This window comes from Undibacterium sp. RuRC25W (assembly GCF_049339825.1).
Taxonomy (GTDB): Bacteria; Pseudomonadota; Gammaproteobacteria; order Burkholderiales; family Burkholderiaceae_D; genus Undibacterium.
Map to the genome: position 1 here is coordinate 108,284 of NZ_JBMPPD010000006.1, position 17,186 is coordinate 125,469.

The following is a 17,186-nucleotide window of genomic DNA, read 5'->3' on the forward strand; positions in this document are numbered from 1 at the left end:
GGAGTCGGTATATTTTTTGACAGATTTACGGTTGAACGGGAGCTGGTGCTGCACCGCTTTCTACCCAGTGCGCAATGACTGCGCGTTCTTCGTCTGTGATATTCGTCAGATTGCCCAAGGGCATCATTTTTTGTTGTACCACTTGCTGATAAATCAGCTGCGATTTTGCTTCAATCATGCCGGGCTGATCAAACATCAATCCTTTCGCTGGGCTATCGATCAAGCTGGGATGCGATGAATGGCATTGGATACAGCGTGCTTGCACAATGTGCTGTACCTCAGCGAACTGGTTGATGGTACCCGTCGTCGCTGATGTAGCGACAGGTTTCGGGGCAATCCATGCCGCCACGCCAGCCAGAATGGTAAGCGCCAGTACTGGGTAAATAGGCTGTGTCTTCCCTTTATGGCGCAGAATAAAAAACTGTCTGACTAGCACGCCAGCGACCATCATTAACACCAGGACGACCCAATTGTTGCTGGCGCTGTAGGTCATACTGTAATGGTTAGAGAGCATCGCAAACAAGACTGGTAACGTGAAGTAGGTGTTGTGTACGCTACGCTGTTTGCCACGTTGTCCATGTACAGGATCAACTGGTTGTCCTGCTTTCATTGCGGCGACCACTTTGCGTTGTCCCGGAATGATCCAGAAAAACACGTTTGCACTCATGATCGTGGCGATCATGGCGCCGATGATCAGAAATGCAGCGCGTCCAGAGAATAAATGACAAGCACCCCACGCAGCGGCAATCACATAACCGATAATCAACGCAGAGAGCAATCGTTCATTCTTGCCGAACAAACGACACATCAAGTCATAGACAACCCAGCCCAGGGCCAGAAAACCTAAAGCAGCTGCCACGGCAATTGTCGGCGTCAACGATGCAACGGAGGGATCGATCAGGTAAGTGCGGGCATTGAACAGATAGACTAAGGTGAACAAGCTAAAGCCTGACAACCAGGTACTATAGGATTCCCAATAAAACCAATGCAAATGTTCTGGTAACCGCGGCGGTGCTCCGAGATATTTTTGCGGATTATAAAATCCACCGCCATGTACCGCCCATAATTCTCCGCCAACTCCTTGCTGGCGCAGTTGTTCATCGGTAGGTGGCGTTAAATGGTTGTCGAGCCAGACAAAATAAAATGACGAGCCTATCCACGCAATCGCCACAATCACGTGCAGCCAACGTAATAATAGATTGGCCCAATCGAATAAATACGCTTCCATGAATCTTCCTAACTACCGCGATAGGTTGAGTAGCTCCAAGGCGTTGTGACCAAGGGCACGTGATAATGTTGGGTGGCATCCGCGACGCCAAACCGTAAAGTGACGATATTCAGAAACGCAGGTTCAGTCAGACGGATGCCGAGTGCCTGAAAATAGCTGCCCACATCAAAATCTAATTCATAAATGCCGCTAGTGAAGGCGTCTCCCTCCAATAAAGGCTGATCACAGCGACCATCTGCATTGGTCAGGCGTTCACAGACCAATTGCCGTTGGCCGCCATCCGTACGGTACAGACGTACCTGTATCCCTTGCCCTGGTTTGCCGTGGGCTGTGTCGAGTACATGCGTCGTCAGACGTCCCATACTACTCCTCTGTTTTTGTTTAAATAATTAAGCAATATTGTCGACAATCTTAAGTCGTTTAAAAACAGCGTGTCAAACAAAAATTCTATAACTCATTGTTAAAAAAGAGTTTTAAGACTATTTTCGCAACAGAAATTTAAATTTTAGTCACTTACTATTTATATATTGTCGACAATTATGATTAAATACGAGATAAATTAAACGCGTCACTCCGTTATCCTGACGTGCTTACCTCGCAGTACAACAGTGAATAAATCGACAATTACCATTGTGAATAGCAGCAACTCTAACGACCTCGACACCGCCGACAACGCTGAAAAAGAACAGCGCATGTACCGCGACATCTACGATGCCATCATGGACCATCGTTTGCCTGCACGGACAAAATTAACTGAGCAATCTTTGAGCCAGATATACAGCATGGCGCGCCACGGGGTACGCAAGGTGTTAAATCAATTATGCGCCGATGGATTAGTCGACTTGGAGCCCAATCGTGGTGCATTTATTGCCAGCCCGGGTGAAAAAGAGGCGCGGGATATGTTTGAGCTGCGCCAGAACCTCGAAGAGCTGGCATTAGAAAAAGTGCTAGTGCAAGCCGATGTTGATGGCTTGGCTGGACTGCGTCAGATGGTTGAGCGCGAACGTGACGCGTATCAGCAAGGTGACCGTGCACAATGGATCCGGCTTTCGGCAGATTTTCATATCGAGTTGGCAAGAATGAGCGGTAATGATTTATTGGTCGAGATGCTGCGCCGGTTAGTGTCTCGCACGACCTTAATGATCTCCAGTAACGAGGTGCCAGGTACACGTCCTTGCTCGTTTGATGAACACTTCAAAGTACTGGAAGCATTAGAGCGCCGCGATAAAAAATCGGCGCTGCATGAAATGGCACAACATTTGCATCAATGCGCTTGTCGTACCCCAAAAAATGTTGGAAAAAGTTTTGATTTAAAAGCGGTACTCGGACAACGTGGCTGATCGGTAGCGGCTTATGCCGACGGTATCAGCAACGACGTTCTGACATTGATGGAGAATAAAGACGAATGACAATCATCTCAGCTTATCCGCGCGATCTGATTGGATATGGCCACCACGTGCCACACGCACAATGGCCACAGCAGGCACGGATTGCCGTGCAATTTGTATTGAACTATGAAGAGGGCGGTGAAAACTGTGTTCTGCATGGCGACAAAGCATCGGAGCAGTTTTTATCCGAAATCGTTGGCGCTGCAGCGTATGAAGCGCGGCATATGTCGATGGAATCGATTTATGAATACGGCTCCCGCGCTGGGGTGTGGCGGATTTTGCGTGAATTTGAAAAGCGCGACTTACCATTAACGATTTTTGGTGTCGCGATGGCCTTGCAGCGTCATCCTGAACTGACAAAGGCGTTTTCAGAACTTGGTCATGAGATCGCTTGCCACGGCCTGCGCTGGATTCATTACCAGAATCTGGATCAGGCAATCGAGCGCGAGCATATGCAACAAGCCGTACAGATCATGCGTGAGCTGACGGGGAGTGCGCCCTTAGGCTGGTACACCGGACGTGATTCACCGAATACGCGCCGACTGGTGGTAGAGCATGGGGGCTTTGCGTATGACGCCGATTATTATGGCGATGATTTGCCATTCTGGACCGAGGTCAGTACGCAATCAGGTGAGGTGAAACCACATCTGGTAGTGCCGTACACCTTGGATAGTAATGATATGCGTTTTGCTACCCCACAGGGTTTCAATACGGGTGAGCAGTTTTTTACGTATTTAAAAGATAGTTTTGATGTGCTGTATGCCGAGGGTGATCCTGACGGCGACAATGCCCCCAAGATGTTATCGGTAGGGATGCATTGCCGTTTGCTAGGAAGACCAGGCCGTTTCAGAGCTTTGCAGCGCTTTCTGGATTACGTGCAATCGCATGACAAGGTCTGGATCTGTCGTCGTATCGATATTGCGCAGCACTGGATGGCAACACATCCGTATTCTGCTGTGAAAAAGACAGGAGAATTAGTATGAGTATGACCTACCGGTTAGCGACATTAAACCTTGTGCCGGAAGCAGAGTTTGTCGAGGTGTTGGGCGGTATTTTTGAGCATTCTCCATGGGTGGCGCAGGCAGTTGTCGGACAACGGCCGTTTTTGAGTATCCATGACTTGCATTCGGCGATGGCACGAGCCGTGCGTGAGGCGGATGAAGAAGCACGCGTAACGCTCATTCGCGCCCATCCGGAACTGGCAGGTAAAGCAGCAGTCCGAGGAGAGTTAACAGCAGAGTCAACGCGTGAACAACGTGGTGCGGGATTGAATCAGTGTAGTCCCGAAGAATTCGCGGAATTACAACGTTTAAATGATCAATATAATAAGAAATTTGGCTTTCCTTTCATCATTGCTGTACGAGGACATAACAGACAAAGTATTATCCGGCACTTCACGCAGCGGCTCCATGCAGACCGCATCACTGAAATGCAGGAATGCATAGAACAAATTGTACGGATTGGCGGCTTTCGACTTGCTGACTTAATCAACTCCTGAGGCTGAGCCTGGGTCTGATCCTAGTCTGGCTTCCGGAACGATGCTGACTCAGAATAAATTTCGCCATTCCAGAGAGAAAACCAGATTTGCCAAGCGCGTTGCGCGCTGCTGCGACAGAATTTTTTTACCACCTAGATAAAGGAAGAATGATGAAAATGAAATTCAATAGTCTGGTCGTCGCAGTCGCGGCAACGCTGGCGGCAGGGAGCGCGCTGGCGCAGTCTACCGTCTCTGTTCAAGGTTTGGTTGATGTGTCCGCTGGTTCCATCAAATACAGTGGCGACACAGGCAGCAAACTTTCCGTCAATAGTGGTGGTATGACGACGTCATGGCTGGGTTTTAAAGGCGTTGAAGACATCGGCAACGGCTTGAAAGTCGATTTCGCTTTGACAAGCTTTTTGCAAGCAGACAATGGTCAGTCTGGCCGTTTTTTTGGCGACACGCTGTTCTCCCGCGATGCCAACGTTGGCTTGTCTGGTGATTTCGGTAAAGTATCTCTGGGCCGTAATTTGTCCCCTAACTTCTTGCCAGTCGTGATTTTTAATCCGTTTGGCGATTCGTTCAACTTCTCACCATTGGTCTTGCATACTTGGGTACCAAACGGTAATTTCGGTGCACGTACATGGGTAAATTCTTCTGCTGCTGACTCTGGCTGGAGCAACGAAATCATCTATACGACACCAAGCTTCAATGGCCTGACAGCGAACATCCACTATCAAGCAGGTGAGCAAGCTGGTAAAACTGGTGTCAATAACGTTGGCGCTAACGTGCTGTACTTCAATGGTCCTCTGGCATTGACTGCTTACTACCATCAGGTACAAGTAGCGAACCCAACACCAGGCGCGATCGTTGATGCAACCAGCACACCAATTAACTACGCTTCCATCAACTACCAAAAATCTTACTTTGTTGGTGGTAGCTATGATCTGAGCGTTGCTAAGTTGTTTGCGACGTATTCATCCAGCAAAAACGATAGCAGCACTGGTGCCGCAATGACAGACAAAACCTACAGCTTGGGCGCGAAAGTGCCAGCGGCTGGTGGTAACGTGTTGTTGGCGTTTGCGGATACAAAACGTTCAGGCAGCCTAGTTGGTGCAGATCTGAGCCGTGACACATTCTCCGCTGGTTACGACTATGATTTGTCCAAACGTACTGACGTGTATGCTGTTGCGATGAGCGACAAAATCAACACTGCCGATCGTGCAAGCAGCGTCGCTGTTGGTATCCGTCACAAGTTCTGATTGACATCCCCATCAGTTTGCCATCGAGCCTGATGGGGATTTTATTTTGCTTACTAAGAGTTAGCCGCGGCTTTGGTAAATGACGCGTTCCAGTTCCGGAACACCGTAGACATCGGCATTGCTCAGAAAGTCATCAAACGGGCCGAGCTTGTTAATAGTCTGGCCATTTTTAAATACGATTTGCAGACCTTCCAGTTCATTCCAGTCGCAATCGCATTCCAGTAACACATACACACCCTGATCGCCACTCTGACGGCGGCACACCAGAACCTCATCACCAAACTGGATATGCTTCCAGACCTGATCCGCGGCCTCTATGGAAATTAGTTCATTGCCTTCGCTTTTGGCGAACTGTACACAGTCCTTGTAATAAGCAAAAATCTCATCTTCAACGCCAAGCAAAATTTCGTGATCGAGTTCCAGAAAATGTGTGATGGCGTCACTGAACTCCTGTTGACGAGGGTCGTCAGGGTAGCCTTCGATCAAAAACTCACACTGATGACCGTTCAGTGCCGGGATCGCAACCGGTGCGCTGATCAGCCAGTCGTTTTCTGTCTCTTCTGTAAGTGGTCCGAGCGGAGCGATGTGCATAGCAGTCCTAATAAATAAGTGAAATGAATAAATGATGGATCGCTAGCGATGACACGAAGCCATTGCTTTGGGTGAGATCAGTAACAGCAGAAAAATGACCAATAAGCCAAACAACAAAAAGACGTGCAAGCCTGGCAAATGCGACAAACTATAGTGGCTGACCATACGGTTGACCAGACGATATAACTGAAACACGCACACTGCCATTCCCAGCCACCACGCCCACGCATACCTGCCCAACAGGCCAAAGGCGATCAGCAGACCAAGGAGGGCGATCAGCCAGAGAGTAGGTTGGTTGAAATTGATGTTGATACTCAGGTGGTTTGCGTTACCTGCAAGATTGAGCAGGGAGTTGCCGACCACAGCAGCAACATACACAACTGCTGTCACGGCGGCAAGGATAATCCGGGTTCGAGGCACAAGTAACCTTTTTTTAATGAAGTTGAGTTGCCTTTGGTGAGGCTTTGGGTTCGCGGGGTGGAATCTGTTACTACGCGAAATGCGTTGTATTTTATCAATTTTTTTGAGGGGGATTTTTGGTTTCTGTATGAGCTTATTGCTCGGTAAAGTCGTAGGGCGGGTGCAACCTGCCAATGCGTTGTCTCAAGCGAACAACGCATTGGAAACAGCAAAACCGATGCTAAAGCTGCCACACAACTACTCAGGTGTTTTTTAGATAGAGATCGAGTTCATCGAACCAGACTTGCTTTTGCTCGTCGGATACAAATGCTGCTTCAAAGCTGTTGCGTGCGAGTTGTACCAGTTCTTCTTTACTCAGGTCCAATGCATCGGCTGTGGCGATGAAATTGGTGTTCATGTAGCCACCAAAATACGCCGGATCATCCGAATTAATGGTGACGCAGAGACCGTCGCGTAACATGCGAGCGATGTTGTGTTCGCGTAAATCTTTAACGACACATAACTTCAGATTCGATAAGGGGCAGACAGTCAGCGGCATGCGTGTTTGCTGTAAACGCTCCATCAAGGCTGCGTCTTCTTCGGCGCGGACACCGTGATCTATTCGCTCGACTTGTAAGACGTCGAGTGCGCCGTGGATGTAGGCGGGCGGTCCTTCTTCGCCTGCGTGCGCCACCAGATGGAAACCCATTGCTTGCGCCAGCGTAAATACATGAGCGAATTTTTCAGGCGGGTTACCAACTTCAGACGAGTCGAGACCAACGCCAATCCATACGTCTGCATAGTCATCACGCAAAGGTAAGGCGGCTTCGAGGGTGGCGATGGCATCTTCTTCGCTCAGATGGCGCAGGAAGCACAAGATCATGCTGGCAGAAAAACCATGTTCCGCCTTGGCTTCACGCAACGCGCGGGCGATACCGGCAAAGACGGTTTCAATAGCAATGCCGCGGGTTGTATGGGTTTGTGGATCGAAAAATAATTCGACGTGACGCACCTGATCGGCTAGCGCGCGTTGGATGTAGGCATGCGTCAGATCAAAAAAATCCTGTTCCGTTTGCAGTACTGCTGCCCCCGCATAATACAGATCCAGAAATGACTGTAAGTCGGCAAAGTCGTAAGCGACACGGACCTCTTCGACGTTGGCATACGGAAGCTTGACCTGATTTTTTTTAGCGAGGGCAAACATCAGTTCTGGTTCTAAAGAACCTTCGATATGCAAATGCAGCTCAGCTTTGGGTAAATGGCGGATGAAATCGTGTAATGAGGTGCTCATAGGGTGGCGTCACTTATTCTTGTTAGCGTTGCGATGGGCGAGAGTGTAGGGCGCTTCGCCCAGAGTTGCAATAATTGTGCGGCGACAGCGACGGCAATCACGCCCGGTTCTTTGCCACTAATACCAGAAACACCGATGGGGCAGACCATGTTTGGTCGCTGATGTTGGCCTATTCCACGTTCCTGCAAGCGGTTCTCAAAGCGGGCCCGTTTGGTTTTTGATCCAATCAGGCCAAACCACGCCACGTCCGGTTGTCGCAAAATATGTTCGCTCAGGATCAGATCGAGGCCGTGATGGTGGGTCATAACTAGAAAGTAGGCGTCTTTATCTGCGCTGGAGATGACTGCTTCTGGGGTGTCGGTGGCCTCGGTGATGATGTTGTCCGGTAATTCTGTCGGGAAAAGATGATCACGTTCATCGACCCAAGTAATACGGCACGGAACATATTGCAAAATATTAACCAGCGCAGTGCCAACATGGCCTGCGCCAAACAAGTACAAATGCGGTAGTCTTGCCTGTTCTTGTTGGTAATCATGGAGTTTGTGTTGCAGATCTTGATAGCTCCAGCAATCAACACGTTCTAAGCACAGACTTAACGCACCGCCACAGCACTGACCGAGGCTAGGTCCCAGTGAGAGATCAATATGGCGTGGTGTGGCGTCAGCGCTCGTTTCTGCCAGCCACAAACGGGCACTGGCGATCGCTTTCCATTCTAGATGGCCACCCCCGATGGTGTCATACTGAGTGTTCGCAGTCACCAGCATCCGTGTCCCTGCGCCACGCGGCGTAGACCCTTTGACTGCCGTGACGGTAATCAATACCGCTTTATCAGCAGGCGTCAGGCGGCGTAAGCTTTCCAGCCAATTGGTGCTTGTCGTTTGCATATCATGGACTCCGTAACGGCAAATAAGGCGAATAAGTCCACGATAGCAGTTTGCTTTGTGGAGAACATATACGCGCGCTGATGCTGCTTATTTCGTTAGCAGTATCTGACCGTTTAGCCGCCTTGCCAAAAGACAAGGCGTGCTGTTTGGCTGATCCAGAAGATAGTGAAACGTCGTGCTTTTGTATGGATTAATGGAAATAAACGGGTTGCGCCATCGATGCATCATATTGCCCAAGAAATTCATCAATTTCCTCGACAGTTGGCTCGCTGGCGATCAATTGGGTGACGTCATTACGGAAATCAATCGCTCTTGATCCTGCAATGAACCATTCACGATGCACGGCTTTATCAGTAATTTCATAGCCGCCAAAACGTAGCGCTTCGTGGTCAGCGTCTGCTCCGTATTCGACGACGCTGTAATGCTCGCTGTTATAGATGAGATTCATTTTGTGCATCCTTTCTGGCAAGAGGAAAAAAATCCTCGGTTTAACCGGACATGGTGCTTATGGCAGCGGATTTCAAGTGAGATAAGATGATCGGTACTGATGCAAAGAGGCAAGTAGCAACAGACCCTCTCACGAAGTGCATGTTTATTTACAGTAACGACAGAATTCGCTACAGCTTTAGTCTACAAGTAAATGATCGATTCTTCCAGTAACAACTGATCATAGGGTGCTTGTTGCAGTGTTTCCCGGAGATTTTGCAGATGTTCAGCGCTGGCGACGCCAAGATACAGGTGTTGTATTTTCTGTCGCAGGAGGCGATTTAAGGTGACGCGCATGGTCAGATTGCCAATACAACAAAAACAACCGGGAGCAATTCTTTGAATGTTAATTTGTGCGGATGGAAGAAAGAGGAAATTTCCGGAAGGTAAACCTTCGAGGATAACGGCAATGCGGGAATCACTACCATGCCTATCCAGAAAACAAGCACCCGCCTGCCAGATCGTAGCTTCTCTTTGGGCATAGTCAGCACCGCTGACGATCGTCAGCGGTATGCGTTCAGACATGAATAGCTGGACAAGAAGCGGTTATTCGCCGCGCTTGGCGTATTTCACAGACTCAACACCTAACTGTTTCAATTTACGATACAGATGCGTGCGCTCTAGGCCAGTTTTTTCTGCGACCCGTGTCATGCTGCCGCTCTCACGGTTCAAGTGATATTCGAAATAAATCCGCTCGAATGCGTCTCTCGCTTCGCGTAATGGCAGGTCAAATGACAGGCTGGCAAATTGATTGACGGGCGCCACTGTCGCTGTAGCTGGTACGTTAAACGATCTGCTTTCGTAGCCAGTAGTTAACGCTTGCTGGTGATGCGAATGACTCTGACTACTGTTGTGATCGCCACTGATCACACGTAAAGGTGGCACGGCAGGACGGGTCGGTTCTGGTGTCCGAGTCAGACCCTGTTGTACTGCTTTTAATAACTTTTGCAAAGCAATTGGTTTTTCCAGGAAGTTGAGTGCACCAATCCGTGTTGCTTCAACTGCGGTGTCAATTGTTGCATGACCAGACATCATAATGACTGGCATCGTCAATAGACCATCCCGTTGCCATTCTTTGAGCAGCGTTACACCATCTGTATCGGGCATCCAGATATCCAACAACACCAGATCAGGTTTTGCTTCCTGACGGGCGAGGCGCGCCTGATGTGCATTTTCAGCTAGTTGTACGACATGCCCTTCATCTCCGAGAATTTCCGAAAGTAATTCTCGGATACCCATTTCATCATCTACGACCAGAATATTTGCCATAAAATTACCCTATTACCGCCCCTATGATTTTTTCCTTGTTGATGCCTGCACCTTTCTGTGAAGATGTCAGGTGACTACCTGCAGACTCAACTTGCTTTTGATTCCGGTGCTAACTTTAACAGTAAAATCGCTACTTTTGCACCGTTTGTATCAGTACGATTTTGAATATCAATTCTACCGCCGTGCTCGTCGATGATTTTTTTGACCATTGCAAGACCTAAACCGGTGCCGCGTGGCTTGGATGTTGCATATGGTTCAAAAGCTCTGGCCAGAATTTTTTTAGAAAAACCAGGGCCATTATCAATGATTGACAGACGGACTGCCGATTGAACGTCAGTTCCTTTCGTGTTGTATCTTACAACTTCAGTGATCACATCGATGCGTGGCGAGATGTCTGAATGTGGGCTATCCGCCACGGCATCCTGTGCATTTTGTAACAAATTATGAATGACCTGACGTAATTGTGTTGCATCGCCCATGATTTTAGGTAAATCCGGTGCCATGCTCAGCTGAATAATATCGCGGTCGTCCCCTGCCAAGTATAAGTGTAAGACTTCATCAATCAGTTCACCCAGATTGAGCTGAGATAAAACAGCGGGTGGCGTCTTTGCATAGTCACGAAAATCATCGACCATGCGTTTCATTGATGCAACCTGATTGACGATTGTCGTTGTGCTTTTATTCAAAATCGCCACATCGACTTCATTGAGTTTATCTTGCAACTTCATTTGTAGGCGTTCAGCCGATAATTGGATTGGCGTCAACGGGTTTTTAATTTCATGGGCTAGTCGCCGCGCTACTTCACCCCAGGCAATAGAACGCTGTGCGGAAATAATATTGCTGATATCGTCAAACACAATCACGTAGCCATTGCCTGATCCAACCGGTAAGTGGGAACCGCGTGCCAGCAAGGTAATGCTGGCATTCTCGTCATTGGGCATGGCATCTGCTGCGGGCGGTTGCTGGTTAATCGTGTCAGGACGGGGTACTTCGATTTGTTGTTGCCAGTGCTGTTCTTGACCGTCTTTACCACCAGCCGCCGATTGTGCTTGCTGCGCTGAAAATGCTTTATCAATTTCTGTTGCAAACTCACTCATACCGAGAATGGAGCTCAGAGATTTGCCAATTTCTGCCTCAAGAGGACGTTGTAAAATCCGTTCTACCGACTCATTACAGGTGACTAGATGTCCTGCCTGATCGAGTACCATCACGCCCGCCGACATGTTTGCCAGGACGGACTCGAGATAGGCTTTGGCATTTTCTAGTTCGTTACGATTTTTTTCAACTGCTGCCCGGGCATCAAATAATTGCCTTGTCATGGTGTTAAATGACTGCGTCAGGCTACCCAGTTCATCTGAGCTTGCGACGATAGGACGCGGCGAAAAGTTACCTTCAGTAACAGCTTTAGTACCCTCTGCGAGCAGTAGTAAGGGGCGAGCAAGTTGTCCCGAAATCAGGAATGCACTCGTGATCGCTGCAAAAATAGCCAGCAGCAAGGTTAATGTCAGGGTAAAGATATACATGGTTTTCAGGCTGCCACGACCTAATGACCGGACCTGATACTCACTCGATGCGTTACGTAGGGCCTCGGCGTGCATGGCAATGCTGGCAGGAACGGGCTGAATTAATTGCAGATAATACGTGTCGTTTTGAAAAGAGAGTCCACTGTCACTATTTTCAAGTTTAATAACAACCCGTGAGCGCAGGATTTTTTTTGGTTCCTGGGCAAGAACCGGCCGTTTGGCACCGTTGGTTGCAGCGTCATTTTCTGGATGATGGTCTTCTTCGCCGATAATTTTTTCATCCGTCGCTGCATAAATCCGCGAACTACGTGCTGAACGTATCATGTCAGCGGTAGGAAGTTCCGGTACCAAATGATCAAAGTTCTGGTTGGCTGCAGTAATCAGCCGACCTCGGCTATTGACGATACAGGCTTCTTGGACACCAGCTCGTTCACGTAAGCGCGAGAGGGTTAGTGCAGAGGAGCTCGACGGGGATGTTAATTCGCCTGCCATATCACGCGCTTTAGTTTTCAGGTCCGCAAGCAGGAAATCGAGAGCGCTGAGTCCGAGATTTTTACCTGAATCGAGCGCAGACTCCACTTTGACATCAAACCACGATTCAATCGATTTCGATACAAACGTCACCGATACCATATAAATCACGGTCCCCGGCAAAATGCCAACCAGTGCAAATAATAGGACCAGGCGTGTCATCAGTCGTGAGCCAAACTCACGGCTGCGGAAACGACTAAATAGGCGTAACAGGAGGGTAGCGATTAAGACCAGCAAGGCTAATGCGACCAGCGCATTGGCTCCGAGTAGCCAGCCATAGTAATGCTCAAAGCGTGCTGAATTATCCGCTGCGGTGGTGAGTAAAAACAGCAGGATACTCATGAGAGCTCCGCCGATAATTAAGGCATACCGCAAAAATTTCGTCACTTTTCTTCGGCCTTGAAAGTAAAGCGTTTCCAATCTGAAGAGAAGCGCCAGTCACTATCATTGAGTGAGGTGATAAGGAAGGTTTTTGGCAGATAACTCAGATCAAGCTTGAGTTTGACGCCCACATTGTAAATGGCGCCGGGTGTCAGACTACTTTTGTCAGCAACGATCCATCGGCGCGGGCGTAGCACGAGTGCTAACGCATCTTCAAGCGTCGCAAAATTTTGCTGTAAACCGTTATTGATGGTGCCAGTGTAATTTCTGGTCCAAGGATTGTAAGCAATCCTGACGGTTTGTATGGAACGTATTGTTTTTTCATCCAACCAGTACCAGCGTGGACGTGTCAGTTCGACTTCGGTAGTAAAGGATAAGGGGATCTCTTTGGCAATAGCATCAACCAGACCGCGACTAAGTTCAAACGAAAAACTCGCAGAAATCCGGTAGCCTTCATCTGTCGCTTCCAGTTTTGCTGAAGTGACTTCCGCTTCTGTTGCATGGGCTGCCGGAACGACGAGCACGGCCAATACCGCTAACATCATTGTCAGCATGAATTGGCGTAACGGTGCTGTTAGTCGAAAGCGCATGCAATAAGAAAATAAAATCGGGAGTCATAATGACAGGACTGGCGTCGATTTGTTCCGCACACACGATCACTTGCGCTCATGGTTGGCGGTAAAACCGACGTCAGACTAAATGATAACGTGAAGCTCTCGATTTAGTTAGCTTTGGACAGGTTTTTGGAACAAGGCGTAGAACAAACCGTCATGTTCGTTGTTTGCATCGGACGAATTGGCCATCGTTGGTAATAATTGACCGGGTGCATCAAGGCGAATGGCACCATTTCTTTCAACGAAGGTTTGCGCTTGTTTTTCTGATTCCTGTGGCCAGATCGAGCATGTCACCATTAGCATCTTGCCGCCTGGTGCCAGCATGCGCCACAAATTATCTAGAATCCGTGAAGACAGGGCGGCGAGTTGCGCGGTATCTGTTTTACGTCTGAGCCAGCGACTATCCGGATGCCGACGTACGACCCCCGATGCCGTGCAGGGCACATCGGCCAGAATTCGGTCAAACGGTTTGTTATCCCACCAGCCGGAACGGGTGGCATCGCCTTGTTTGACCATTGCCGATAATTGCAGACGATCGAGGTTTTCATTAATTCTCTGAATCCGCGCCGTATCGATTTCGAGTGCGACTAACTCCAGATCGGCCAATTCCAGCAAGTGGCAGGTTTTACCACCAGGAGCGGCGCAGGCATCGAGCACGCGCATACCAGGCTCGACATCAAGTAAGGGCGCAGCCAATTGTGCAGCGGCGTCCTGTACTGAAACCAAACCAGTTTCAAAGCCAGGAATCTGTGTGACCGGAATCGGTTTGGTCAGACGGATGGCGTAGGGACCAATTTGACTGGCGGCGATTTGTTCGTTGGTCAGTAGTTCGAGATAGGCGGCCGTCGTCGTTTTGCGTTGATTGACGCGCAAAGTCAGCGGTGGCGCATGATTACCCGTAGTCAGAATCGCTTGCCATTCGTGCGGATAGGCTGTTTTGGTCTGGTCCACCCACCATTGTGGATAATTCCATACCGCTGCCGGTTGTTTCATGACCAATTTTAATAATTCGTCTTTTTCGCGCAGGAAGCGTCGTAAAACGGCATTCACCATGCCCTTTGCAAACACCATGTGCGGACTGGAGGTCGCTGCCGTCACTGCTTGGTCTACGACGACAAATTCTTCATAAGGCGCAGCCTCACCCTCGTTACTGACCAGTAAAGTCAGTGAGCAGCAAAGCAAACCGTATAACAACGCCGGCTCCGGCGTTTTATTAGTCATTGCTTTGAGTAAAGCATCGACACGGCCGACTTGGCGCATTGTCCGGTAAGAAATATCCTGAATCGCGCCACGTGCTTGGGGTAATGCATTCGTTTGCGAAAATACCTTCAGTAAAGCCTGTGGCAAGGCAGTCCCTTCAAGCACATACGCTACCGTTTGGGCGGCGCCAATCAAACTAAAAGCGAGTGAATCAGGCTTGAGATCTATTGCTTGTAGTTCTGGCACAACGAGTGGAGAGGGTGTGACAGGTTTGTGCGCTGGTTTATTGGCGGGCTTACCGAGGATTTTTCTTGGACGTTCTTGCATAGGAGTATTTTATTGTTACCAATGTAATGCGGTGCGCGACCTACGCGCTGCTGACGACGTATTCCAGTCACCACTGGTGGTGTTATTTTGTGACCAGTACAACGCTAGTGTACCAGCCAACATGCCTATACTGCTAATTCATCCGACGTTCACGCTACATCGTTCGCACGCTGGATGAGAAAAATACGCTGTTAAAAATAGGAATTGCGTAACGAAATGAACGAAAAGAAAAAAACGAAGTAAAAAAGAGCAGCAATAGTGCAAATAAATGATCGATTCAGCGCTGTAATGGTCAGACCGTCGGCGACTCGCTTCTGATGGGAGATAAGTGCTGCACTTCCAACCAGGTGCGGATATCGTCAAACACTTTTGTTGCTTCTAGTTCATTAAAAATTTCATGATAAAACCCAGGATACAGATGGGCTGTCATCCATTGTGGCGAGCAGACGCCCGAAAATAGTTTGCTTCCTTCTGGATTGACTAGGTGATCATCGAGTGCTGCTAGCAACAATATTGGCACTTTCAGTCCGGAGGCATGCTGCAGACTGAAATCCATGGCGTTAAGCATACTGTTGAGAAGACGTGCACTGATTTTTCCATGCACTAGCTTGTCATTTTTGTATGCATAGACCACTTCGGCGTCGTGCGACAGAAAATGCGCCTTTAAGCCATTCGGAATCGCAAGACCAGGAAAGACCGCACTGGCAAAACGTAAAAAACCATGTTGCAATCCAGACATATCAATGGCAAGTGCCGGTGACGATAAGATGAGTGCTTTGATCGGCGCAATAGCGCCAGTCGCAAAGCAGGCAGCAAACAAACCACCCATACTATGCCCGAGCAATATCGGTGGACCGTCTAACTGCCGACGAAAATCATTGATCACCAATTCGGCATCACGTAAAAGCGCTGCATCGTCAGGAACATCACCGGACCGACCGCCAGATTGGCCGTGGCCGCGGTGATCATAGGTACGGACAATGAAGCCAAGGGCATTGAAGAAGCGCGCAACGTGAGCATACCGGCCGCAATGCTCACCAAGTCCATGCATGATCAGCACACCTTCTGCAGGCCCTGTTTGGCCCGGGGTGTCGCTTCTTGCTAATGGCCAGTCGCGCACAAAAATTGCGGTTTCGTCGTCCGCACAAAGCGAAAATTCTAGGGTGTTTTCAATATGCGCGGTCATGGGTTATATGCCCCACATGACTTCTCTTTGCATTTTATTGGCTGCGTGAAGCATTTCCAGTACGGGGAATACCCGCGTTGCAAAGCTGACACGCTGTGGTTGTTCATGTTCGTTGTCATCACCGTTTTCATTATGGTGGGCACTAACATCGCGGCTAACTTCATCAGAAATCGGGTGCGCTTTACTATCGGCGACGGCCGCTTCAATTTTTTCGATTGCCTGTGGCAGTTCTGCGGCTGTGATAATGCCGCGCTCAACGTCTTTTTCCAGAATATCCAGAATACGGCGAGCGTGTTCTTTGTACATCGTTACTTCAGTTGCTGCTTTAGATTTAAACGTAATGAGCATAATCTGTTTCCTTTGACGAGTAATGTTGCTAGGCGCACCGCAAGCCAGCGCCAGCGAATATCGCTCCGTGCGCTGGAATACATACAGCCTATGATAATCCCAAATCAGATGACGTGGTGTTTCAGTTTGCGACGAAGGAATTCATAAATGTGTCAACGATTTCAGGCGTCATTTTTTTGGGTGGACCAATGACAATCAGTTGGTAGGCCCAATTCCCACGCGAGACAAAGCGCGCTGCCATGGTAACTTCGACATTTCCTTGATGACCCTGCACCCGCATGACGGTCCCAGGGGGCGCTGCTTGATCGATGATTTTTCCCTCAATATTCCGTATCATGCCATTTTGCATGGCTGCGAGAATATCACTGGCATTACCGAGATCGGTCAGCTTGGTACTGCCAACAGCAAAACTCAGTTGATCGACTTCACAAGCGGTCATTGTCATACTGAGTTTGCTTCCCGCGAGCAGAATAGGTTGTGTAAAACTATCGGGTTTGGCGGGCATCAAAATCGTAAATGGCGCATCGTTTGAATGGATATCGCGCCAGTTAAATTGAGGATTGCACGCCGACATCAGGCTAAGCCAGATGAGCGCGCACGACGTTAATAGTGTCTTTTTTATTATCATATAACTTCCTGAGCCAATTATTGGACGTCATCGCTTGCTATTGCTTACTAGGGCGTGTTGACATTTATTTTAACCAAAGCATCGAAGCTGCAATTGCCACAAATGAAGCAAATCGTTCAGCGAGTTTGTCGTATCGCGTTGCAACCCGCCTAAATTGTTTGATGTGAGCAAAG

General features: G+C 48.8%; 20 protein-coding genes and 1 pseudogene. 5 read left to right on the plus strand and 16 right to left on the minus strand.

What is annotated here, in order from left to right:
- Positions 1 to 25 precede the first annotated feature (25 nt).
- Positions 26 to 1,228 carry a urate hydroxylase PuuD gene (locus ACO0KV_RS04950; protein WP_423040494.1) on the minus strand — a complete coding sequence of 401 codons (1,203 nt, stop codon included), beginning with the start codon at positions 1,226 to 1,228 and terminating at the stop codon, positions 26 to 28.
- 8 nt (positions 1,229 to 1,236) lie between these two features.
- Positions 1,237 to 1,590 (minus strand): hydroxyisourate hydrolase, encoded by a 354-nt coding sequence (gene uraH, locus ACO0KV_RS04955; RefSeq protein WP_423040496.1) that lies wholly within the window; start codon positions 1,588 to 1,590, stop codon positions 1,237 to 1,239.
- Between the two features lie 261 nt (positions 1,591 to 1,851).
- Between uraH and ACO0KV_RS04960 the strand changes: the two genes are divergently transcribed.
- From ACO0KV_RS04960 to ACO0KV_RS04975, 4 genes are all read left to right on the plus strand, one after another.
- Positions 1,852 to 2,568, plus strand: coding sequence for a GntR family transcriptional regulator (locus ACO0KV_RS04960; protein WP_423040532.1), 717 nt, complete (start codon positions 1,852 to 1,854; stop codon positions 2,566 to 2,568).
- Positions 2,569 to 2,633: 65 nt separating this feature from the next.
- The gene (puuE, locus tag ACO0KV_RS04965) at positions 2,634 to 3,599 is read left to right on the plus strand and encodes an allantoinase PuuE (protein ID WP_423040498.1); all 966 of its coding nucleotides are present in this window, start codon (positions 2,634 to 2,636) and stop codon (positions 3,597 to 3,599) included.
- Entirely contained in the window at positions 3,596 to 4,114 is a 519-nt protein-coding gene (uraD, locus tag ACO0KV_RS04970) for a 2-oxo-4-hydroxy-4-carboxy-5-ureidoimidazoline decarboxylase (RefSeq protein WP_423040500.1), read from the plus strand. Before puuE ends, uraD begins: the two co-directional genes overlap by 4 nt.
- 155 nt (positions 4,115 to 4,269) lie before the next feature.
- Positions 4,270 to 5,355: a porin gene (locus ACO0KV_RS04975; protein ID WP_423040502.1), complete on the plus strand. Its 1,086-nt coding sequence runs from the start codon at positions 4,270 to 4,272 to the stop codon at positions 5,353 to 5,355.
- Positions 5,356 to 5,415: 60 nt separating this feature from the next.
- On the opposite strand, the gene ACO0KV_RS04980 is transcribed toward ACO0KV_RS04975, so the two are convergent.
- Both ACO0KV_RS04980 and ACO0KV_RS04985 read right to left on the minus strand, forming a co-directional pair.
- Complete coding sequence (locus tag ACO0KV_RS04980) at positions 5,416 to 5,946, minus strand: DUF6985 domain-containing protein (RefSeq protein ID WP_423040504.1); 531 nt, start codon at positions 5,944 to 5,946, stop codon at positions 5,416 to 5,418.
- 42 nt (positions 5,947 to 5,988) lie between these two features.
- A complete protein-coding gene (locus tag ACO0KV_RS04985; protein ID WP_423040506.1) occupies positions 5,989 to 6,366 on the minus strand; it encodes a hypothetical protein in 378 nt (125 codons plus the stop codon).
- Positions 6,367 to 6,493: 127 nt separating this feature from the next.
- Between ACO0KV_RS04985 and ACO0KV_RS04990 the strand changes: the two genes are divergently transcribed.
- Positions 6,494 to 6,622 (plus strand): hypothetical protein, encoded by a 129-nt coding sequence (locus ACO0KV_RS04990; RefSeq protein ID WP_423040508.1) that lies wholly within the window; start codon positions 6,494 to 6,496, stop codon positions 6,620 to 6,622.
- Here ACO0KV_RS04990 and ACO0KV_RS04995 read toward each other — a convergent pair.
- The 12 genes and pseudogenes from ACO0KV_RS04995 to ACO0KV_RS05050 all read right to left on the minus strand — a co-directional run.
- A complete protein-coding gene (locus ACO0KV_RS04995; RefSeq protein ID WP_423040510.1) occupies positions 6,608 to 7,636 on the minus strand; it encodes an adenosine deaminase in 1,029 nt (342 codons plus the stop codon). The genes ACO0KV_RS04990 and ACO0KV_RS04995 overlap by 15 nt on opposite strands.
- On the minus strand, positions 7,633 to 8,520 hold the full coding sequence (gene xdhC, locus ACO0KV_RS05000) for a xanthine dehydrogenase accessory protein XdhC (RefSeq protein ID WP_423040512.1): 888 nt from the start codon (positions 8,518 to 8,520) through the stop codon (positions 7,633 to 7,635). Before xdhC ends, ACO0KV_RS04995 begins: the two co-directional genes overlap by 4 nt.
- Positions 8,521 to 8,710: 190 nt before the next feature.
- Positions 8,711 to 8,968, minus strand: coding sequence for a BTH_I0359 family protein (locus ACO0KV_RS05005; protein ID WP_423040514.1), 258 nt, complete (start codon positions 8,966 to 8,968; stop codon positions 8,711 to 8,713).
- Positions 8,969 to 9,150: 182 nt separating this feature from the next.
- Positions 9,151 to 9,531, minus strand: coding sequence for a GTPase (locus tag ACO0KV_RS05010; RefSeq protein WP_423040516.1), 381 nt, complete (start codon positions 9,529 to 9,531; stop codon positions 9,151 to 9,153).
- 21 nt (positions 9,532 to 9,552) lie between these two features.
- On the minus strand, positions 9,553 to 10,275 hold the full coding sequence (locus ACO0KV_RS05015) for a response regulator (protein WP_423040518.1): 723 nt from the start codon (positions 10,273 to 10,275) through the stop codon (positions 9,553 to 9,555).
- An 86-nt stretch (positions 10,276 to 10,361) separates the two neighbouring features.
- Complete coding sequence (locus ACO0KV_RS05020; RefSeq protein WP_423040520.1) at positions 10,362 to 12,716, minus strand: sensor histidine kinase; 2,355 nt, start codon at positions 12,714 to 12,716, stop codon at positions 10,362 to 10,364.
- Entirely contained in the window at positions 12,713 to 13,300 is a 588-nt protein-coding gene (locus ACO0KV_RS05025) for a DUF4390 domain-containing protein (protein ID WP_423040522.1), read from the minus strand. Before ACO0KV_RS05025 ends, ACO0KV_RS05020 begins: the two co-directional genes overlap by 4 nt.
- Before the next feature lie 135 nt (positions 13,301 to 13,435).
- Positions 13,436 to 14,851, minus strand: coding sequence for a 16S rRNA (cytosine(967)-C(5))-methyltransferase RsmB (rsmB, locus tag ACO0KV_RS05030; RefSeq protein WP_423040524.1), 1,416 nt, complete (start codon positions 14,849 to 14,851; stop codon positions 13,436 to 13,438).
- Positions 14,852 to 15,143: 292 nt separating this feature from the next.
- Positions 15,144 to 16,037 (minus strand): lysophospholipase, encoded by an 894-nt coding sequence (locus ACO0KV_RS05035; protein WP_423040526.1) that lies wholly within the window; start codon positions 16,035 to 16,037, stop codon positions 15,144 to 15,146.
- Positions 16,038 to 16,040: 3 nt separating this feature from the next.
- Positions 16,041 to 16,385, minus strand: coding sequence for a DUF1840 domain-containing protein (locus ACO0KV_RS05040; protein WP_423040528.1), 345 nt, complete (start codon positions 16,383 to 16,385; stop codon positions 16,041 to 16,043).
- 121 nt (positions 16,386 to 16,506) lie between these two features.
- A complete protein-coding gene (locus ACO0KV_RS05045; protein WP_423040530.1) occupies positions 16,507 to 17,013 on the minus strand; it encodes a hypothetical protein in 507 nt (168 codons plus the stop codon).
- Between the two features lie 64 nt (positions 17,014 to 17,077).
- Positions 17,078 to 17,186: pseudogene (locus ACO0KV_RS05050) on the minus strand (IS5/IS1182 family transposase); the annotation flags it as partial.